General features: G+C 60.6%; 16 protein-coding genes and 1 pseudogene. 10 read left to right on the top strand and 7 right to left on the bottom strand.

The annotated features are described in order from the left end of the window. Positions 1-36 precede the first annotated feature (36 nt). From AYK65_RS12815 to AYK65_RS33475, 5 genes and pseudogenes are all read right to left on the bottom strand, one after another. Positions 37-1,057, bottom strand: a pseudogene (locus AYK65_RS12815) (glycosyltransferase). Continuing rightward, a complete protein-coding gene (locus AYK65_RS12820) occupies positions 1,054-2,085 on the bottom strand; it encodes a glycosyltransferase (protein WP_081158702.1) in 1,032 nt (343 codons plus the stop codon). Before AYK65_RS12820 ends, AYK65_RS12815 begins: the two are co-directional and overlap by 4 nt. Before the next feature lie 22 nt (positions 2,086-2,107). Next, positions 2,108-2,950, bottom strand: a complete 843-nt coding sequence (locus tag AYK65_RS12825; RefSeq protein WP_139793177.1) for a glycosyltransferase family 2 protein — start codon at positions 2,948-2,950, stop codon at positions 2,108-2,110. An 88-nt stretch (positions 2,951-3,038) separates the two neighbouring features. Continuing rightward, entirely contained in the window at positions 3,039-3,509 is a 471-nt protein-coding gene (locus AYK65_RS12830; RefSeq protein ID WP_026614053.1) for an Lrp/AsnC family transcriptional regulator, read from the bottom strand. Between the two features lie 41 nt (positions 3,510-3,550). Continuing rightward, the gene (locus AYK65_RS33475) at positions 3,551-3,673 is read right to left on the bottom strand and encodes a hypothetical protein (RefSeq protein WP_275531663.1); all 123 of its coding nucleotides are present in this window, start codon (positions 3,671-3,673) and stop codon (positions 3,551-3,553) included. A gap of 291 nt (positions 3,674-3,964) precedes the next feature. Here AYK65_RS33475 and trxB point away from each other — a divergent pair, with 291 nt between their 5' ends. The 7 genes from trxB to AYK65_RS12865 all read left to right on the top strand — a co-directional run bounded on the left by trxB (position 3,965) and on the right by AYK65_RS12865 (position 11,065). Next, complete coding sequence (gene trxB / locus AYK65_RS12835) at positions 3,965-4,939, top strand: thioredoxin-disulfide reductase (protein WP_026614052.1); 975 nt, start codon at positions 3,965-3,967, stop codon at positions 4,937-4,939. A gap of 116 nt (positions 4,940-5,055) precedes the next feature. Then, positions 5,056-5,952, top strand: coding sequence for a LysR family transcriptional regulator VtlR (locus tag AYK65_RS12840; RefSeq protein ID WP_026623134.1), 897 nt, complete (start codon positions 5,056-5,058; stop codon positions 5,950-5,952). Positions 5,953-6,564: 612 nt separating this feature from the next. Continuing rightward, a complete protein-coding gene (locus AYK65_RS12845; RefSeq protein ID WP_046120937.1) occupies positions 6,565-6,855 on the top strand; it encodes an ArsR/SmtB family transcription factor in 291 nt (96 codons plus the stop codon). 47 nt (positions 6,856-6,902) lie between these two features. Continuing rightward, on the top strand, positions 6,903-8,024 hold the full coding sequence (locus AYK65_RS12850) for an alkene reductase (protein ID WP_081158628.1): 1,122 nt from the start codon (positions 6,903-6,905) through the stop codon (positions 8,022-8,024). A gap of 289 nt (positions 8,025-8,313) precedes the next feature. Then, complete coding sequence (locus tag AYK65_RS12855) at positions 8,314-9,252, top strand: transglycosylase SLT domain-containing protein (RefSeq protein ID WP_420810245.1); 939 nt, start codon at positions 8,314-8,316, stop codon at positions 9,250-9,252. A gap of 207 nt (positions 9,253-9,459) precedes the next feature. Beyond that, positions 9,460-10,395, top strand: a complete 936-nt coding sequence (locus AYK65_RS12860; RefSeq protein WP_081158632.1) for a glycosyltransferase family A protein — start codon at positions 9,460-9,462, stop codon at positions 10,393-10,395. A 130-nt stretch (positions 10,396-10,525) separates the two neighbouring features. Next, complete coding sequence (locus AYK65_RS12865) at positions 10,526-11,065, top strand: LysR substrate-binding domain-containing protein (RefSeq protein ID WP_081158634.1); 540 nt, start codon at positions 10,526-10,528, stop codon at positions 11,063-11,065. A 148-nt stretch (positions 11,066-11,213) separates the two neighbouring features. Here the strand turns inward: AYK65_RS12865 and gyrA are convergent, their stop codons facing one another. Then, a complete protein-coding gene (gyrA, locus tag AYK65_RS12870; protein WP_081158636.1) occupies positions 11,214-13,997 on the bottom strand; it encodes a DNA gyrase subunit A in 2,784 nt (927 codons plus the stop codon). Positions 13,998-14,294: 297 nt separating this feature from the next. Between gyrA and AYK65_RS12875 the strand changes: the two genes are divergently transcribed. Beyond that, positions 14,295-14,924, top strand: a complete 630-nt coding sequence (locus AYK65_RS12875) for a MarC family protein (RefSeq protein ID WP_046120707.1) — start codon at positions 14,295-14,297, stop codon at positions 14,922-14,924. Between the two features lie 169 nt (positions 14,925-15,093). Here AYK65_RS12875 and AYK65_RS12880 read toward each other — a convergent pair whose 3' ends face one another. Beyond that, positions 15,094-15,603, bottom strand: a complete 510-nt coding sequence (locus AYK65_RS12880; RefSeq protein WP_026614045.1) for a single-stranded DNA-binding protein — start codon at positions 15,601-15,603, stop codon at positions 15,094-15,096. 287 nt (positions 15,604-15,890) lie between these two features. Between AYK65_RS12880 and uvrA the strand changes: the two genes are divergently transcribed. Beyond that, positions 15,891-18,812, top strand: coding sequence for an excinuclease ABC subunit UvrA (gene uvrA, locus AYK65_RS12885; protein WP_026614044.1), 2,922 nt, complete (start codon positions 15,891-15,893; stop codon positions 18,810-18,812). A 79-nt stretch (positions 18,813-18,891) separates the two neighbouring features. Further along, a complete protein-coding gene (locus AYK65_RS12890) occupies positions 18,892-19,698 on the top strand; it encodes a DUF72 domain-containing protein (RefSeq protein WP_081158638.1) in 807 nt (268 codons plus the stop codon). Positions 19,699-19,833: the final 135 nt, after the last annotated feature.

A 19,833-nucleotide genomic window follows, 5' to 3' on the forward strand; every position in this document is an offset into this window, starting at 1 on the left:
ATTCTTGTCCGCGTATGAGGAGAACGCAGAGCCGTCTTACCGTCGCGAGGCAAAGAGCTTCAGATAGGCGTCCGTGATTGCTTCCTTGGAGAACTGGCTGACCAAAGTTTGGTATCCGCGCTCGGCCAGTTGTTTTGCCAGCTCGGGCGCATTGATGATCCGCTCGACCGCATGCGCAAAACCATCTGCGTCTCCTATGTCGACCATCAGCCATTTTCGCCATCGCGCATGAACCATTCCGGCCCCTCGGAGCAGCTCGATACGACCGGTGTCCCTTGTGCCCAAGCCTCCAGGACCACGTTGCCGAGTGGTTCGTGGCTCGAGGCCATGACGAAGACGTCGGCGGCTGCGAGGAACGGCCGTGCATCCTTTTGCCAGCCGGCGAAGCGCACCCGGTTGGAGATGCCGAGATCGGCTGCGAGCTTCTGCAGGCTGTCCCGCTCTTCACCGTCGCCGAGCAGCCATAGATAGGCGCCCGGCAGTTTGGCGATTGCTTCGATCAAGGTGTGAAATCCCTTGCGCTCGACGAAGCGTCCCATCGAAATGACGACGGGCACGTCGACAGGCGTGTCGAGCATTGCCCTGTCTACGGCTCGACACGTTCGGCGTCGGTAAAATTGGAAATGACCTTGACCTGCCGTTTCCATCCCAGGCTTAGGACGCGCTCGGCAATACCAGGCGTGTTGCAGACGAGGCAATCTGTGTTTTTGAAATAGCTGAGACGGGTGGGATAGTCACCGAGACGGGAGATCTTGAGCGCATCTTTGTAGTCGGGCATCAACTCGCTTGCGCGCGGCGCCCAGGCCATCAGCACGTCCGGCTTCTCGCGCCGCGCCATATGCCTTACCTTCAACGGCAGCAGGAGGCGATCGAGCGAGAGGTTGCGAAAATGGCTCTCCTTGATCTTCGTGGCGCCTTCGATCTCCCGGCGCCAGGCGCGTCCCGGTCGGATGATGGACGTCTGCTCGACACCGCGTTCCGCGAGTGCATTGGCGAGATGGACGAAGAAGCGCTCGGCGCCGCCGTCCTTGCCGAAATGGAAGTGGATCACCTTCATCGCTTTGCGGTGCCCCTGGCAAAGAGATCGAGGTAAGCGTCGGTGATGGCCTTTTCGGAGAAGCGGGTGCGCAAAGTTTCGCGCCCGCCGGCGCTCAGCCGCTCGCGAAGCACAGCATCGTCGCGCAGGCGCCGAATGGCGTCGGCGAGGCCGTCGTCATCGCCGCAATCGACCATCAGCGCATCGCTCTCATCGGTCATCACCCAGGACGGACCTTCGGCGCGGGAGGAAATGGTCGGCTTCCCCGCCCCCCAACCCTCGAAGCAGACGTTGCCGAGCGGTTCATGCGAGGAGTTTATCGCAAAGACGTCCCCGGCGGCGAGAAAACCATAGGCGTTGGTTTGCCATCCCGCAAAGCGGACGCGATCGCGCATACCGAGTTCGTCCGTCAACTGTTCGAGCTGCGCTCGCTCCGCCCCGTCGCCGACGAGCCACAGATAGGTTCCCTCCACCTTCTTTACAGCGCGGATAAGCCCGTCAAAGCCCTTTCGCTTGACGAAGCGGCCCATGCCGACGACGACGAATGCGTCTGCAGGGGTTTGCATGCTGGCGCGGTCGACAGGGGCAATCGGCTTGGCGCGGGTGAAGTTCGCGATCACCTCGACGTCGCGTTTCCAACCGAGTTCGCGAACCTTCGTGGCGATGTCTGGGGTGATGCAGACGAGCGTTTCAACGTTGGTGTAGTAGCCGAGATGCTCGGGGTAATCGCCGAGGCGCGAGATGCGAAAGGACTTGGCGCGTGCCGGCATGAACCGGCTGGCCCGCAACTGCCATGCCATGATTACATCCGGCTTGAAGTCGTGAAGGATGCGGTTCATCCGCCATTTCAGCAGGAAGCGCGAAAGCGAAATACGCCGAAAAACACCCTCATAGATCGTCGCGCTGCCCTCAATGTCCTTGCGCCAGCTACGGTCCGGCCGGATTAATGCGCGCTGCTCGATCCCTCTGTCGTGAAGCGCATTGACGAGATTGACGAAGAAGCGCTCGGCTCCGCCTTCTTTGCCGAAATGGATGTGCATGACTTTCATGCCGAACAAACCCCTGCAGCCGTCAGCGCGAAGGCGCATCGTCCACGTTCGGACGAGCCTTGAGCGCATGCCGTTGATAGATCTTGGCCGCCGTTAGAAACGCATAGACCGCGCCCGTCATGGCTTCGATGAAACCGGACAAGCCGCAGCGCCAGAGGCCGTTGCGGAAGTAAAGCCTGAGGAAATAGAGCGGCGGACCGAAGACAAGCTTGTAGAAGCGGGGCGGTTTTCCTGCTTCGACCTGCTGGTCTGCCTTCAGCGTCGAGTATTTATTCTCCTTTAGCACCTGTTCATCCATCACCAATGGGCGGTAATGCAGCAGGCTGCCGGTGCGGGCATCTCCGATCTTGCCATCGGGTATGATGCCTTCATGGACTTTCTGGCTAAGGTCGTAGCGTCCCCTTCCCCGCCTGATCAGTCGCAGATTCCGCCGCTCGCGGACGTTTTCAGGAGTGTATCCATAGCCGATCAGATAGGGACGGCGCGCCACCCGCCATCCAACGATGTCGTCTGGCGCGGCAAGGAGGCTGGGGAGCAGCCTACGCAGCGCTTCGTCCAGTCTCTCGTCGGCGTCGATATTGAAGCACCAGGGCTCACTGCACTGCTCCAGGGCGAATTGCTTCTGTCCGGCGTAACCGCGCCATGGCTCATGCATGAACCGGATGGGCCAGCCCGCATCGACGTAGGATTGCACTAGCGCTGCAGTACCGTCGGTGGAGCCTGAATCGACGATAACGATCTCGGAGCACTGCTCCAGGCTCGCGATGCAGTTACCGAGATAGGCTTCCTCGTTTAGGCAGATGATAAAGGCGGAAAGCGGAGCTTCGGCGTCATGTGGCCGCCCCGGCTGGCCCCCTGCGCGCAGAATGCACGCTTGCGTCCTGAAGATGTATCAATTCTTTACGCCTAGCGAAACTCTGGTCCGAATGCGCCGCAGCCGCACGGTCCGCGTCTTAGATTTCCACCTGACACGCGTCCTTTACCTGACGGATGGTCAGCATGGTCCGCACCGTATCGACATTCTCGGTTGCGGTAAGCTCCTCAATAACGAAATCTTGAAAGCTCGCAAGGTTCTCGGCCACGCACTGCAGCAGAAAGTCCGATTCTCCCGACACCATCCAGGCCTCCCGGACGAGTGGCCAGGAGGCGGTGCGGGCGGCGAACGCCTTCAGATTGGCATCCGATTGGTGTTTCAGCCCGACCATGCAGAAGGCGACGAGGTCGTAGCCCAGAGCGGAAGCGTTGAGGAGCGCGCGGTAGCCGCGGATGACGCCGGCCTCTTCGAGCTTGCGAACCCGGCGCAGGCAAGGAGGCGCGGAAATTCCCACGCGGTCGGCGAGTTCCACATTCGTGATCCGGCCGTTGCCCTGCAGTTCACGCAATATTTTCATATCGATGGCATCGAGCTCGACGCGTACGACCATTGCCCAACATCCCCACGTTCGTCGGCCTGGCGGATAAGGCCTTATATGTCCGCCGGTATTCGTTCGGCTGCCGCGACATCGCAGAGCTCGCCCTCGTTGCGTTCGACGAGCGCCCCATCGATCTGCTGCGTGGCTGTAGCGAGCCCGCCAGTGCTGTCTCGCATGTGGGTAGCACGTTATCGGATGCCGACACGAGGGTACTTACGGTTGCATGCACAAAAACCTTACGCAGCGTTCCACGGCGGCGATCTTTACGCCAGTGGCCACCATCAAACCGATGCGAAAATGTCCGATTTGGTGTCAAATTGACGTTGGTGACGCAACCACTTGTGTGTATCAGCGCGTATGCCCTTGAAAGTGCGCGCTGTGAATACCTAAAGTAAGGCAATATTTTGCCATTATTGAATCGCACCGGACGACCGCCCCCGGCTCTCCGATGACGAAAGGACAAGAGCATGACCGCCCGCCACACCAAAGTGCTGATCATCGGCTCCGGCCCGGCCGGCTACACCGCCGCGATCTATACAGCGCGGGCCATGCTCTCGCCGGTGCTGATCGCCGGCATGGAACAGGGCGGACAACTGATGATCACCACGGATGTGGAGAATTATCCAGGCTATGCTGATCCGGTCCAGGGGCCATGGATGATGGAGCAGATGCTGAAGCAGGCGACTCATGTCGGCGCGGAGATCGTGAATGACCTCGTGACCGATGTCGACCTTTCCGTCCGCCCCTTCCGCATCAAGACTGACAGTGGAACGGATTGGACGGCGGACGCGCTGATCATCGCCACAGGCGCCAAGGCAAAATGGCTCGGCATCGAGACGGAGCAGACATTCATGGGCTTCGGCGTTTCAGCCTGTGCGACCTGCGACGGCTTCTTCTACCGCAACAAGGATGTTATTGTCGTCGGCGGCGGCAACTCCGCGGTCGAGGAAGCGCTGTATCTCTCAAATCTTGCGAAGAGCGTTACCGTCGTCCACCGCCGGGATGCATTCCGGGCCGAGAAGATCCTGCAGGAGCGCCTCTTCGCCAAGCCGAACGTCAAGATCATCTGGGATCATGAGGTTGTCGAATATCTCGGCGCAGCCGCCAAGCCGCCAATGCCTGCCTCCGTCACCGGCGTGAAGCTTCGCAACACGAAGACCGGCGAGACGACCGACATGGCAATCGACGGCGTTTTCGTCGCCATTGGTCATGCGCCGGCCGTAGAACTTTTCAAGGGCAAGCTTCGCCAGAAGCCGAACGGCTATCTGTGGACTGCGCCGGATTCGACGGCGACGGATGTTCCAGGCGTTTTTGCCGCTGGCGATGTGACGGACGACGTCTATCGCCAAGCCGTGACGGCCGCCGGCATGGGCTGCATGGCGGCGCTCGAAGCGGAGAAATATCTGGCGGGTCATATGCCCGTCGCAATTGCGGCCGAATAGAAGCTGCAAATAGGGGCGCACGCCAGAACGGAGTGGCCCCGCATGGGAACAGATGCATCGGTCATATCCGGAGGAAGGTACTAGGCTTCTCCGATTGACCCTCTATGGGGGATTTTATGTCGCTGGACTGGGACAAACTGCGCATATTTCATGCGGCGGCCGAGGCCGGCTCGTTCACGCACGCGGCAGACAAGCTCCACCTCTCGCAATCGGCGATCAGCCGGCAGGTTAGCGCTCTCGAGCAGGACGTGGGCATCAAGCTGTTTCATCGCCACGCACGCGGTCTTATCCTGACCGAGCAAGGCGAAATGCTCTATCGCACGGCGCATGAAGTGCTGATGAAGCTTGAAAGCGTCAAGGCGCAGCTCAGCGAGACCACCGACAAGCCGAGCGGCAAGCTGCGCATCACCACGACCGTCGGCCTCGGCCAGGGCTGGCTGACCGACAAGATACAGGAATTCATGTCGCTGTATCCCGAGGTCCAGGTACAGCTCATTCTCGATAACGAAGAGCTTGACGTGAACATGCGTCACGCCGACTGCGCCATAAGGCTGCGTCAGCCGCAGCAGTCGGACCTTATCCAGCGCAAGCTCTTCACCGTGCACATGCATATCTATGCGGCGCCGTCATACATCAACAAGCACGGCGAGCCGCAATCGCTCGACGACTTGGACAATCACCGGATCATCACCTTCGGCGAGCCGGCGCCCAATTATCTACTCGATGTGAATTGGCTGGAGATCGCAGGGCGCGACCCGGATAATCCGCGGATATCGCATCTTCAGATCAACAGCCAGACCTCGATCAAGCGTGCCTGCCTGCTCGGCATCGGCATCGCCATGCTGCCGGACTATATCGTCGGTCGCGACCCCGGCCTGATCCAGCTTCCGATCAGCGCCGATATTCCGTCTTTCGACACCTATTTTTGCTATCCCGACGAATTGAAGAACTCTGCGAAGCTGAAAGTCTTCCGCGATTACATCGTCGCCAAGGCTCGGAACTGGAATTTCTGATCGTCGCTTCGGTTGCCCGATTTGTGAGCATTTGCCAATAATCATACTAAGCTGCTGTTTCTCATATCGTATTTTTTCATGGGTGAAATTTTTTCGTGAAGCAGCCTGGTTGTGCGCTGCAAAAATGTGCAGGGATGCGCACATGGCATGGCTGTCATGCATATTAAATGATTGCTGCAAGCCCAAAAAAACAGCATACCACACCCAGCTGATGCATCTTTGGTGGCTTCTCCTCCCAGTGCCACCGCAGCAGCTGTTCCCCTCTGGAGGTTCTTATTACCTTCACAACTACAAGGGCCCAAGTTTTCTTGTGGCCCTCTTTTTTTGCCTTCTTGCGGCCTGCAGCCCCCAGTTGCGAAATTCTTGGGCACGGCTATTGAAACCCGGCGTGACACCCCCCATATCTCTCTTGGCTGATGCATCTAGCGGCTTTCTCCTCCCCAGCCGCTGCAACAGCTGTTCCCCTCTGGAGGTTAGAAACCTTCACAACTGAAAGGGCCCAAGTTTTCTTGTGGCCCTCTTTTTTTGCCCACTCGCGCATCACACTCTTGTGACTTGTATATCGCCGCTTTTCGATACATATATCGGTAAAATTCGATACATCGAAATACTATGGACAGAGACGAAATCCTAAAGGCGCTGGCACATCCGACTCGAATGGATATCCTGACGTGGCTGAAGGAGCCACAGGCGCATTTCGCGGCTCAGGAGCATCCGCTGGAGATGGGCGTTTGCGCCGGTCAGTTCGAGCGATGCGGCCTGTCCCAATCGACGGTCTCTTCGCATCTCGCCGTGCTGCAGCGCGCGGGTCTCGTGACGACCCGCCGCGTCGGCCAGTGGGTGTTCTACAGGCGCAATGAAGAGACGATCGCCGAGTTCCTGAAGGCTATCGGCGACCTCTAACGAACTCCCTCACCTCCCTAGATTGAACCCAACGGAAAGGACAATCCATGGCCTCTCTTTTCGACCCGATCACCATTGGCGACATCACGCTCAAGAACCGTGTCGTAATGGCGCCGCTGACCCGGAATCGGTCGCCAAAAGCCGTCCCCAACGCCCTCAACGCCGCCTATTACGAGCAGCGAGCGTCAGCGGGCTTGCTGATTACGGAGGGGACGGCGATCAGTCAGCAAGGCCAGGGCTACGCGGACGTGCCCGGGCTCTACACGCCCGAGGCGTTGGAGGGCTGGCGCAAGGTGACGGATGCGGTGCACGAGGCGGGTGGCAGGATCGTCGTGCAGATGTGGCATGTCGGCCGGATATCGCACGAATCGCTGCAGCCCGGCGGGGGCAAGCCGGTGGCGCCGTCGGCGATCCGTGCGAAGTCGAAGACATACCTCGTCAACCCGGACGGAACAGGCAGCTTCGCGGAAACGTCGGAACCTCGGGCGCTGGAACTCGCCGAAATCGCAGGGATCGTCGAAGATTACCGCAAAGCGGCGCGCGCTGCGGTCGAGGCGGGCTTTGATGGTGTCGAAATCCATGCGGCCAACGGTTACCTGATCGATCAATTCCTGCGCTTCGGCTCCAACAGGCGCACCGATGCCTATGGCGGTTCGATCGAGAACCGCGCCCGATTCCTCTTCGAGGTTGTCGACGCGATCACGGGCGAGATCGGCGCAGGCCGGGTAGGCATCCGCATTTCGCCCGTGACCCCGGCGAACGACGCATTCGATCCAGAGCCGCAGCTGCTTTTCAGCTATGTCGTCGAGCGACTGGCTCGTTATCCCCTTGCCTATATCCATATCATCGAAGGCGCGACCGGCGGCCCGCGCGACCATCAGCAAGGCGATCGTCCATTCGATTACGAGGCGCTTCGCGCCGCCTATGTGGCCGCGGGCGGCAAGGCGGCCTGGATGACGAACAACGGCTATGACCGCGATCTGGCGATCGGTACCATCGAAAGCGGCGAAGCCGACCTCGTTGCCTTCGGCAAGCCCTTCATTGCCAATCCGGATCTCGTGCGCCGGCTGAAGAATAACGCGCCGCTCAACACACCGGACCAGGCGACTTTCTACGGCGGCGGCGCCAAGGGCTATACCGATTACCCTGCGCTCGATGAGGTCGCCTGAGAAGCCGCAAAGAACAGAGGACCCCGTCATGCACGGGGTTCTTTGCACACCAGTCGCCTATTCTGCGCCGATGTTTACGCACCACATCGAACAATGGACCCTTGAGCCCGAGGGGGAGCCGACCATTACCCACGGAATCTCCGGATACCCACGGAATCTCCGGACTGAAATCGCGCACCGTGGTTTTTCACCGCCGTCGAAGGTGTTATCTATAGGCACTCGTTCGTCGCTGAGGAGCCGTATGGTCGAGCAAGGCAGAGCGGGCAGATGCCGCATCTGGGATAACCGAATGGGACGTCTGGCGCGCGCTGCTGCGGCGGTGTTGTCCGTTGCAGGGTGTTCTATCGCCGCCGTCTCCGGTGTTGCCGAGGCCCGCACCGATGCGCCGGTTCCTCCGCGAAAGTGCCTCTATTCGGGCGTTTCCGCAGTACACCCATCCATTCGTCTCTGCATCAGCCCCGATAATTTCGCCCGGGATGTCTGCGGCATCATCGAACACTATGCCGAGGCGAACGACCTGCCGGCTCCTTTCTTTGCCCGGTTGATCTGGCGTGAAAGCCTTTTCCAGCCGGACGCCATCAGTCCGAAGGGCGCGGAGGGAATTGCCCAGTTCATGCCGGGAACGGCAAAGCTGCGCGGCTTGTCGAACAGTTTCGACGCCGTGGCGGCCCTTGGCAAATCTGCCGAGTATTTAAGCGAACTCAAGTCGCGCTATGGTAATCTCGGCTTTGCGGCAGCGGCCTACAATGCCGGCGAGGCTGGCCTCGAGCGCTTCCTGGAAAACGACCGCCTACCGTACGAGACGCGTGATTACGTCCTGGCGATCACAGCTCATCCCGTCGAAGACTGGCGGGACAATCCCCCGAAGGCCCTCAATATCGAGCTCGACAAGGACAAGAGCTTCCTGGATGGCTGCGTTGCGCTCGCCAATACGCGGCGTTTGCGCGAAGTCGTCATAGCCGACGAGGCCGCCTGGGCACCCTGGGGTGTTCAGGTGTCGGCGCACTATCGGAAATCCGTGGCGCAGCGGTTGTTCCTGAACGCCATCAGAAGATTGCCGGCGCCGATAAACAGCGAAAAGGCGGTTCTTGTGCGAGAGCGCAACGGCAGTTTTGGCGCCAGAAGCCGTTACGCGGCCCGCATAGGCCGACAGACGCGCGCTGAAGCGAACAAGCTATGCGCCGCCATTCGCAAGAGCGGCGGCGCCTGTATCGTTTTCAGGAACTGATCTACACAAGTGCTGCCGCCCGTCCGGGCTGTCGTCGGTCGCGCTACGCTGTGAGAAAACCAAGCGCAATTTCGCATTCTTCGTCGTTCTCACCGCCCGCTTGGCCAAGTCCGGCCCAACCGCCGAAGTGATTGATTGCCTTATCAACTTATTGTATTATTGTATCAGAAATCTACTTTAGGTTTTACTCTCGCAAGAGCGGGCGGAATGATGGGCGTTGCTGTAATCGTTCCATTTTATCAAGCCGAATCCGGTATCCTGACGCGATCTCTCGACTGCATATTCCGCCAAACCTACAAAGACGTCCTCGTCCTCGTCGTGGATGATGAAAGCCCATTATCGCCAGCGGCGGAAGTCGAGCGCCGTCCCGAAAGCGAGCGTACACGCATAAGGATCATATCGCGCAAGAACGGTGGACCGGGAAGCGCCCGCAACACCGGACTCGACTCCATTACCCCGGAGATCCGTTATATCGCCTTCCTGGATTCCGACGATGTCTGGACCGAAGGTCATCTGCAATATGCCATCGAAGCGCTCGGGCGCGGCTACGACTTCTATTTTTCTGACTATACCTGGCCTTCGCGCAGTTCGACGCGTCTCACCCAGACGCGCCTGACCGAGTATGGCCGGGCACTGGACGACGGAGGCAGGCTTTTCGCCCTCGACGCCGATTTCTTCGAAATCATCCTGACTTCATGGCCCGTCCACATTTCGGCGACAGTACTCGACGCGATCGTCCTTGGGAGCGTCCGTTTCGACGAGCGCCTGCGGCTGTCATCGGAGGACCAGATGTATTTCCTCCAATGCGCCCGCAGAACATCGAAGGTATGTTTTCGCAACGAGGTAACGATGCGGCTCGACGACGGGCTCAACATATTCCGTCGACAGCCCGTAGGCACGCGGGGCTTTTCGAGGAGCCGGATTTCAAATGCGTATTTTCACAGGCTCGTACAGCCGCTCGCCGACGCGCGGTCCGCTGTGGCGCAAACAAAGAACCGTAACCTTTTTCGAACCAATGTGCAGGACTTCGTTCGTTCCGAGGTGAAATCACTGATCTTCAATTGGCGGCTGCATCTCTCGCTCTACCGCCCCGCCTGCCGTGTCTTCTTCGCCCGTTCCGTTCCCGAAACCTGTCCTCTGTAGCGTCGATCGATTTTGCGACCGTCAAGCGGTTCGAGCCCGGAAAGCGTCCAGCGCGTTTGCCCAATCCGTATCCTTCATCTTCGTGGGCATCACCGGCTTTCGCAATTCAGTCGGCAATCCGGAACTGAGCATGGAACTGTCAGCCTCGGACGCGGTCGAGGACATCCTGCGTCAGGCGGCCGATATTGCCGTGCGCATGGTCGCGCCAGAACAGGGTGCGCTCGTCGCCCGCCATGTCGGCGCAATTCCGCTCGGCTTCCACGTACATCGGTCCTATCTCGACCGACGCGGCGTGCCCGAAACGCTCGACGACCTCGCCCGTCACGATCTCATCGGCTATGACCATGGGACGGCGGCGATCCGCGCCGTCCTGGCGAGGGCGCCGAACTTGCCGGCGCTTCGTTTTGCGCTCAAAGCCGATAGCAATCTCGCCCAGCTCTCGGCCATCCGCGCCGGTTTCGGGATCGGCATCTGCCAGAACGCGCTCGCCGCCAGCAATCCGCAACTCGCGCACGTCCTGGCGGACCGCTTCGAGATGAAGCTCGAAACTTGGCTGGTCATGCATGAAAGCCTGCGCACGACGCCGCGCTGCCGGGTCGTTTTCGATGCGCTTGCGGAGGCGCTGCAGAATTATATCCGCCAACAGGCTGCCTCCTGCATGTCTCCTTAAATCGACCTCGATTTAAGGACAAAGACATGCAGCAATGCTACAGCGACCTTTGCGCGTCTGATAAGACGCGCGGCGCTGTAGCGCCATCCGCCCACAAAAAAAGCCCGCCGTGGATGACGGGCTTTTCTTGCTCTGTCGCACTCCGCGATCAATCCTCGGCGTCAGCGGGTGGTTCCGCCACGATGGCCTCACCGGCGGTGACGACTTCCTCGATCTCGTCTTCGCCGTCCGGCTCGCTGATCCGCTCGACCGACACGACCTTCTCGTCCTTGGCGGTTGAGAAGATGGTGACGCCTTTGGTGGCGCGGCTCGCCAGCCGGATGCCGTCGACCGGCACGCGGATGAGTTGGCCGCCATCAGAGACAAGCATGATCTGATCGTTGTGCTCGACCGGGAAAGCCGCGACGAGCTCGCCGATCTCCGTTGTCTTCGACGTGTCGGTGGCGCGGATGCCCTTGCCGCCGCGACCGGAAGTGCGGAAATCGTAGGAGGACGAGCGCTTGCCAAAGCCCTTCTCCGAAACCGTCAAAACGAACTGTTCGCGCTCTTTCAGCTCCTCGTAGCGTTCGTCGGAGAGCTCTCCACCGTTGGTCACCTCTTCGCCGACAAGCGCGATCTCTTCGTCCTCGCCGGTCGTGGCGCGGCGCTCGGCCGCCGAGCGCTTCAGATAGGCGGCGCGCTCCCACGGCTCGGCATCGACATGGCCGACGATTGCCATCGAGATGATCCGGTCGCCGTCGCCAAGCGAAATGCCGCGCACGCCGATCGAGTTGCGGCCGGCAAAGACGCGCACGTCGGAGACGGGGAAGCGGATGCACTGGCCGCATGCCGTCGTCAGCAGCACGTCGTCAAGCTCGGTGCAGGTATCGACCGAGAGGATCTCGTCGCCCTCCTCCTCGAGCTTCATCGCGATCTTGCCGTTACGGTTGACCTGGATGAAGTCGGAGAGCTTGTTGCGGCGGACCGTACCGCGGGTGGTCGAGAACATCACGTCCAGGTTTTCCCAGGTCGTCTCGTCCTCGGGCAGCGGCATGATCGTGGTGATGCGTTCGCCCGGCTCCAGCGGCAGCATGTTGATCAGCGCCTTGCCGCGCGACTGCGGCGTGCCGATCGGCAACCGCCAGACCTTCTCCTTGTAGACGATGCCACGGGAGGAGAAGAACAGGACAGGCGTATGGGTGTTGGCAACGAATAGCCGGATAACGAAATCCTCGTCGCGGGTCGCCATGCCGGAGCGGCCCTTGCCACCTCGGCGCTGTGCGCGGTAGGTCGTGAGCGGCACGCGTTTGATATAGCCGAGGTGCGACACGGTGACGACCATGTCCTCCTGAGCGATCAGGTCCTCGTCGTCCATGTCCGGGCCGCCATCGGCGATCTCGGTGCGGCGTGGCGTGCCGAATTCGTCGCGGATTGCCCCAAGCTCATCCTTGACGATCTGCATTATGCGCAGCCGCGAGGAGAGGATGTCGAGATAGTCCTTGATTTCCTCGCCGATCTTGTTGAGCTCGTCGCCGATTTCATCACGGCCGAGTGCCGTCAGGCGCTGCAGGCGCAGGTCGAGTATGGCGCGAGCCTGCTCTTCCGAGAGATTATAGGTGCCGTCGTCATTGATCCGGTGGCGCGGATCGTCGATCAGCCGAATCAGTGCATCGACGTCATGCGCCGGCCAGCGGCGTTCCATGAGCTGTTCGCGTGCAGTCTGCGGATCCGGCGCCTGGCGGATCAGCTTGATCACCTCGTCGATATTCGCGACGGCGATCGCGAGGCCGACCAACACATGCGCGCGCTCGCGCGCCTTGCGCAAGAGGTATTTCGTTCTCCGGCTAACGACGTCCTCGCGGAAGGAGACGAAGGCGCGCAGCATGTCGAGCAGCGTCATCTGCTCCGGCTTGCCGCCGTTCAGCGCTACCATGTTGCAGCCGAAGGAGGTCTGCAGCGGCGTGTAGCGATAGAGCTGGTTGAGGATGACCTCGGCATTGGCGTCACGCTTCAGCTCGATGACAACGCGATAGCCTTGACGATCGGATTCGTCGCGCAAGTCCGAAATACCCTCGATACGCTTGTCGCGCACGAGTTCGGCCATCTTTTCGATCATCGTCGCCTTGTTCACCTGATAGGGAATCTCGGTGATGATGATCTGCTCGCGGTCGCCGCGCATCGGCTCAACATGGGCACGCCCGCGCATGATGACGGAGCCGCGGCCGGTCTCATAGGCCTGGCGGATGCCCGCGCGGCCGAGGATCAGCGCGCCGGTCGGAAAATCCGGCCCCGGAATGATCTGCATCAATTCCGGCAATTCGATCGCAGGATTGTCGATCAGCGCGATGCAGCCGTCGATGACTTCGCCGAGGTTGTGCGGCGGGATATTCGTGGCCATACCGACGGCGATGCCGCCGGCGCCGTTGACGAGCAGGTTCGGGAATTTCGCCGGGACGACGACGGGCTCCTGCAGGGTGCCGTCGTAGTTGTCGCGGAAATCGACCGTTTCCTTATCGAGATCGTCCAGCAGCGAATGCGCTGCCTTCTGCAGCCGGCACTCCGTATAGCGCTCTGCCGCCGGCGGGTCGCCGTCGACAGAACCGAAGTTACCCTGGCCGTCGATGAGCGGCAGCCTCAGCGACCAGTCCTGCGCCATGCGAGCCAAGGCGTCGTAGATCGCCATGTTGCCGTGCGGATGGTATTTACCCATCACGTCACCGGTGACGCGGGCGCATTTGACGTATTTCTTGTTCCAGTCGATGCCGAGCTCGCTCATCCCGTAGAGGATGCGCCGATGAACGGGTTTCAAGCCATCGCGCACATCGGGAAGCGCGCGAGATACGATCACGCTCATTGCGTAATCGAGATAGGACCGCTGCATTTCCTCGATAATGGAAATCGGCTCGATGCCTGGCGGAGTTTTCCCGCCGCCTGGATTGCTTTGCTCAGTCAATGTTGATCACGATCTTTGTTCAGAATCAGTCGGTTTTTTATAGCCGAAGGCGGCCTTCAGCGCCAATTTTCGGCGGGTGGTTTTGAACAGTCTTTTGCCGCCGGAGCGGGCTTTTCTAGGGCAGACGCCCACGAATCGGAAGGTCCTGGCAGGCCGTGTTCTGCCCGGTCGTAAAGTCGGTTTAAGCCATTGTGCGGCGCTTGGCTACCCGCCCCTTTCCAAGCACCCGTCGCGTGCCTAAGAATGCGGCCGACATCACCAGGAGAACCGGGGTCAAAATCCGGAGAGGGGATACGGATGTTCAATGCCGATCTTTTGGTCAATGCGCTGACGACGCTGCTCGTCACGCTTGATCCGCCCGGGCTCGCACCGATCTTTCTCAGCCTCACGGTTGGCATGAGCCGGCACGAGCGCTTTCAGGTCGCAACCCGCGGCTCGCTGATTGCCTTCTTCATCCTGGCGGCCTTCGCGCTCTTCGGCGACGGCATTCTCGGTCTGCTCGGTATCTCGATCGGCGCTTTTCGCATCGCTGGCGGCCTGCTGCTCTTCTGGATCGCCTTCGAGATGATTTTCGAGCGGCGCCAGGAGCGAAAAGAAAAGACGGGAGAAGCCGCGATTACGAAGGACCATATCCACAATATCGCGGTCTTTCCCCTCGCCTTGCCGCTCATCGCCGGACCGGGAGCGATCTCGGCGACCATCCTCCTCGGCAGTTCCTTCCCCTCCATCATCGACCGCGTGCAACTGCTCGTCGTCATCGCCGCCTCGATGGCGTTGCTGTTCCTGGCGCTGGTGATCGCCGAGCGCATCGACCGTTTCCTCGGCACAACCGGGCGGGCGATCCTCACCCGTCTGCTTGGCGTCATCCTTGCGGCGCTCGCCGTGCAATTCGTCCTCGACGGAGTGCGCTCAGCGTTTCGCGTCTAAAGTGCGTCGCGTTTAACCAAATTCATGCGACGCGCTTTAGTGCTTGTTTTTGTGCATGTCGTTGTCCCGGAGACCGCTGCAATTTTTTGGGCGACATGCATTAGGCTGGGAAAACACAACGGCCCGCTCAGGGGCGGGCCGAACGCGGAGGCGGGTTCAAACCTGCCGATCAGAACGGAATGTCGTCGTCGAGGTCGCGCGAGAAATTGCCGCCGCCCTGGTTGGATTGACCGCCGGAGCGTCCGCCTGAGGATTGCCGCGGCTGGTCGTAATCTTCATAGCCGCCGCCGTAGTCGCTGCCGCCGCGACCGGCACCGCCGCCTTCGCCGCGGCCGTCGAGCATGGTCAGCGTCGAATTGAAGCCTTGCAGAACGACTTCGGTCGAGTAGCGATCATTGCCGTTCTGGTCCTGCCATTTGCGCGTCTGCAATTGGCCTTCGATGTAAAGCTTGGCGCCCTTCTTCACATATTGCTCGACGACCTTGCAGAGCCCCTCGTTGAAGACGACCACGGTGTGCCACTCGGTCTTCTCGCGACGCTCGCCCGAATTCCGATCGCGCCAGGTCTCCGATGTGGCGATCCTGAGGTTGGCGATCGGCCGGCCATCCTGCGTGCGCCGGATTTCGGGGTCCGCCCCGACATTTCCGATCAAGATCACCTTGTTGACGCTACCAGCCATATCGCTTTTCCCGTACTTGTCGCCGCACCACCGGTCCGGCTTTCCAATCTCTCAAGAGTGCTCATCTTAACGGCCCGCCGCCGCGGATACGCCCCGCATCGCCCGTAATCCACAACTGATTTGTCCAGGAACACCGCTGACATTTTGTTCTTTTTTTGTTCTAATGTTTCTCTATGATCCTGTCAACCGAATCGCAATTGAGCCCCTCTTTTGCCGATTGCGCCTCGACATGGGCGTTGTCGTCATTACATAGGAGGCTTTCAACCGATATTCAAAACTGGCTTCCGATGAGTGAACTCAAGACCATCTCCATTCGCGGTGCGCGCGAGCACAATCTCAAGGGTATCGACCTTGATCTGCCGCGCAACAAGCTCATCGTGATGACCGGCCTTTCCGGCTCCGGCAAATCGTCGCTGGCCTTCGACACGATCTATGCGGAAGGTCAGCGCCGCTATGTCGAGAGCCTCTCGGCCTATGCCCGCCAGTTCCTGGAGATGATGCAGAAGCCGGATGTCGACCAGATCGACGGGCTCTCGCCGGCGATCTCGATCGAGCAGAAGACGACCTCGCGCAACCCGCGCTCGACGGTCGGCACCGTGACCGAGATCTACGACTATCTGCGCCTGCTTTTTGCGCGCGTCGGCGTGCCCTATTCGCCGGCCACCGGTTTGCCGATCGAGAGCCAGACCGTCAGTCAGATGGTCGACCGCGTGCTGGAATTCGGCGAAGGCACGCGGCTCTACATCCTGGCGCCGCTCGTTCGCGGCCGCAAGGGCGAGTACAAGAAGGAACTCGCCGAGCTGATGAAGAAGGGCTTCCAGCGCGTCAAGGTCGACGGCCAGTTTTATGAGATCGCCGACGTGCCGACGCTCGACAAGAAGTACAAGCACGACATCGATGTGGTGGTCGACCGTGTCGTCGTGCGGCCCGATATCGCGACGCGCCTCGCCGACAGTCTCGAGACCTGCCTGACGCTCGCCGATGGGCTGGCGATCGCCGAGTTCGCCGACCGGCCGCTGCCCCCGGAAGAAACGGCGGCCGGCGGTTCGGCCAACAAGTCGCTGAACGAGACGCATGAGCGCGTGCTCTTTTCGGAGAAGTTCGCCTGCCCGGTCTCGGGCTTCACGATACCCGAGATTGAGCCGCGGCTTTTCTCCTTCAACAATCCATTCGGGGCCTGCACCACCTGTGACGGTCTCGGGAGCCAGCAGAAGATCGACGAGGCGCTGATCGTGCCGGAACCGCACCGGACCCTGCGGGACGGCGCGATCGCGCCATGGGCGAAGTCGACCTCGCCCTATTACAACCAGACGCTCGAAGCGCTTGGCCAGGTCTTCGGCTTCAAGCTCGGCAGCCGCTGGAGCGAACTCTCCGAGGAAGCGCAGAAGGCGATCCTCTACGGCACGGAGGAGAAGATCACCTTCCACTATCAGGATGGCGCCCGCTCCTACAATACGACCAAGACCTTCGAGGGCATCGTGCCCAATCTCGAACGGCGCTGGAAGGAGACCGACAGCGCCTGGGCGCGCGAGGAGATCGAGCGCTTCATGTCGGCAGCACCCTGCCCGGCCTGCGCCGGCTACCGGCTGAAGCCGGAAGCGCTCGCCGTCAAGATCCATCGGCTGCATATCGGCGAGGTCACCGACATGTCGATCCGCGCCGCCCGAGACTGGTTCGAGGCGCTGCCTGATCACCTCAGCCCGAAGCAGAACGAGATCGCCGTGCGCATCCTCAAGGAGATCCGCGAACGGCTGCGCTTCCTGAACGATGTCGGCCTCGAATATTTGAGTCTCTCGCGCAATTCCGGCACGCTTTCGGGCGGCGAAAGTCAGCGCATCCGGCTCGCCTCGCAGATCGGTTCCGGACTGACCGGCGTTCTCTACGTGCTGGACGAGCCTTCGATCGGCCTGCACCAGCGCGACAATGCCCGGCTGCTCGACACGCTGAGGCACCTGCGCGATATCGGCAATACGGTGATCGTCGTCGAGCATGACGAGGATGCGATCCTGACGGCGGATCATGTCGTGGATATCGGCCCCGCGGCCGGCATCCACGGCGGTGAGATCGTCGCTGAAGGCACGCCATCCGACATCATGGCCAATCCGAAGTCGCTGACGGGAAAATATCTCTCGGGCGAGCTGTCGGTAGAGGTGCCGAGCGAACGACGCAAACCAAAAAAGAAGAAGGAAATCACGGTTGTAGGCGCGCGGGCTAACAATCTGAAGAATGTCACCGCGTCTATCCCGCTCGGCGTTTTCACCGCCGTCACCGGCGTCTCGGGCGGCGGCAAGTCGACCTTCCTCATCGAAACGCTCTACAAGGCGGCGGCGCGCCGCATCATGGGCGCGCGCGAAAACCCGGCCGATCACGATCGCATCGACGGGTTCGAGCATATCGACAAGGTGATCGACATCGACCAGTCGCCGATCGGTCGCACGCCTCGTTCGAATCCGGCCACCTATACCGGCGCCTTCACGCCGATTCGCGACTGGTTCGCCGGGCTGCCGGAGGCGAAGGCGCGCGGCTATCAACCGGGTCGCTTCTCGTTCAACGTCAAGGGCGGCCGCTGCGAGGCCTGCCAGGGCGACGGCGTCATCAAAATCGAGATGCACTTTCTGCCGGATGTCTATGTCACCTGCGACGTCTGCCACGGCAAGCGCTACAACCGCGAAACGCTCGACGTTCATTTCAAGGGCAAGTCGATCGCCGACGTGCTCGACATGACGGTCGAGGAAGGCGTCGAATTCTTCTCGGCCGTTCCGGCGGTCCGCGACAAGCTAGTGACGCTTAATCAGGTCGGGCTTGGCTATATCAAGATCGGGCAGCAGGCCAACACGCTTTCGGGCGGCGAAGCCCAGCGCGTGAAGCTCGCCAAGGAACTCTCGAAACGCTCCACCGGACGCACGCTTTACATTCTGGACGAGCCAACGACAGGCTTGCATTTTCATGACGTAGCCAAGCTTCTTGAAGTTCTGCATGAACTCGTCAACCAGGGCAATTCGGTAGTGGTCATCGAGCATAATCTCGAAGTCATCAAGACGGCCGACTGGATCATCGATTTCGGCCCGGAGGGTGGCGACGGTGGCGGCGAGGTCATCGCACAGGGTACGCCCGAGGCGGTTGTGAAGGAGCCGCGCTCCTATACCGGACACTTCCTGAAGGAGCTTCTGGAGCGCCGGCCGGTGAAAAAGGTGGTGGCGGCGGAGTGATTCGGGTGGCGACTGAAGCTGCCCTTCATGACGGTCGAGCTTTTGAGAATTGATCAAGGCGGCTTTGAGGGAGGAGAGGATGGCAAATTCAGGAAAGATCCGCGTCGGCATCGGTGGTTGGAACTTCGAGCCCTGGGAGGGCACCTTCTACCCTTCCGATCTTCCGAAAAAGCGGCAGCTCGAATTCGCTGGCAAGGAGTTGCGGACCATCGAGGTCAACGGCACCTATTACAGCTCGCAGAAGCCCGAGACCTTCGCCAAATGGGCAGCGGAGGTGCCGGACGGTTTCATCTTTTCGCTGAAGGCCAGCCGCTTCGTGACGAATCGCAGGGTCCTCTCCGAAGCCGGTGAATCCATGGAGCGATTCCTGACGCAGGGGCTGACGGAACTGGGCGACCGTCTTGGGCCCATCCTCTGGCAATTCGCGCCGACCAAGAAGTTCGATCCCGATGATTTCGAGGGCTTCCTGAAACTCCTGCCGGAAAAGCAGGACGGGCTGAAGCTTCGCCATGTCGTCGAGGTCCGCAATCCGACCTTCCAAGTGGCGGATTTCGTGAAGCTGCTCGAGAAGTACAAGGTGGCCGTCGTTCTCGCCGAACACGCGGATTACCCGATGATTGCCGACGTCACCACCGACTTCGTCTATGCGCGGCTGCAGAAAGGCAGCGACGACGTGAAGACCTGCTACCCGCCCAAGGGGCTCGATCTCTGGGCCGATCGGCTGAAGACCTTTGCGGCGGGCGGCGAGCCGGACGATCTTGAGAAGAGTGCGCCGGAGCGTAAACCCGAAGAGGCACCGCGCAACGTCTTCGCCTTCTTCATCACCTCGGGCAAGGTCAACGCGCCGAACGGTGCCAGGGAATTGCAGAAGCGCGTGGACGGCTGAGGCCGTGCGCATCCGGCGGCCCGCCGGGAGGGCGTTTCCACCGGGCATCTTGCGCACAAAAGGCGAAAGGACGCCTCGTTCAAGATGTTGTGGTCGCCTATTCGTCGGGATCTATAGGTCGCGCCAACGAATCAC

It is taken from the genome of Ensifer aridi (genome assembly GCF_002078505.1).
GTDB classification, from domain to species: Bacteria; Pseudomonadota; Alphaproteobacteria; order Rhizobiales; family Rhizobiaceae; genus Sinorhizobium; species Sinorhizobium aridi.

Excerpts from the sequence above, each read along its gene's own strand:
- uvrA (WP_026614044.1), top strand. The coding sequence starts at position 15,891 with ATGAGTGAACTCAAGACCATCTCCATTCGCGGTGCGCGCGAGCACAAT.
- AYK65_RS33475 (WP_275531663.1), bottom strand. The coding sequence starts at position 3,673 with ATGCGAGACAGCACTGGCGGGCTCGCTACAGCCACGCAGCAGATCGAT.
- AYK65_RS12820 (WP_081158702.1), bottom strand. The coding sequence starts at position 2,085 with ATGAAAGTCATGCACATCCATTTCGGCAAAGAAGGCGGAGCCGAGCGC.
- AYK65_RS12875 (WP_046120707.1), top strand. The coding sequence starts at position 14,295 with ATGTTCAATGCCGATCTTTTGGTCAATGCGCTGACGACGCTGCTCGTC.
- AYK65_RS12840 (WP_026623134.1), top strand. The coding sequence starts at position 5,056 with ATGTCGCTGGACTGGGACAAACTGCGCATATTTCATGCGGCGGCCGAG.
- AYK65_RS12860 (WP_081158632.1), top strand. The coding sequence starts at position 9,460 with ATGATGGGCGTTGCTGTAATCGTTCCATTTTATCAAGCCGAATCCGGT.
- AYK65_RS12845 (WP_046120937.1), top strand. The coding sequence starts at position 6,565 with ATGGACAGAGACGAAATCCTAAAGGCGCTGGCACATCCGACTCGAATG.
- AYK65_RS12830 (WP_026614053.1), bottom strand. The coding sequence starts at position 3,509 with ATGGTCGTACGCGTCGAGCTCGATGCCATCGATATGAAAATATTGCGT.
- AYK65_RS12855 (WP_420810245.1), top strand. The coding sequence starts at position 8,314 with ATGGGACGTCTGGCGCGCGCTGCTGCGGCGGTGTTGTCCGTTGCAGGG.
- trxB (WP_026614052.1), top strand. The coding sequence starts at position 3,965 with ATGACCGCCCGCCACACCAAAGTGCTGATCATCGGCTCCGGCCCGGCC.
- AYK65_RS12880 (WP_026614045.1), bottom strand. The coding sequence starts at position 15,603 with ATGGCTGGTAGCGTCAACAAGGTGATCTTGATCGGAAATGTCGGGGCG.
- AYK65_RS12890 (WP_081158638.1), top strand. The coding sequence starts at position 18,892 with ATGGCAAATTCAGGAAAGATCCGCGTCGGCATCGGTGGTTGGAACTTC.
- AYK65_RS12850 (WP_081158628.1), top strand. The coding sequence starts at position 6,903 with ATGGCCTCTCTTTTCGACCCGATCACCATTGGCGACATCACGCTCAAG.
- AYK65_RS12865 (WP_081158634.1), top strand. The coding sequence starts at position 10,526 with ATGGAACTGTCAGCCTCGGACGCGGTCGAGGACATCCTGCGTCAGGCG.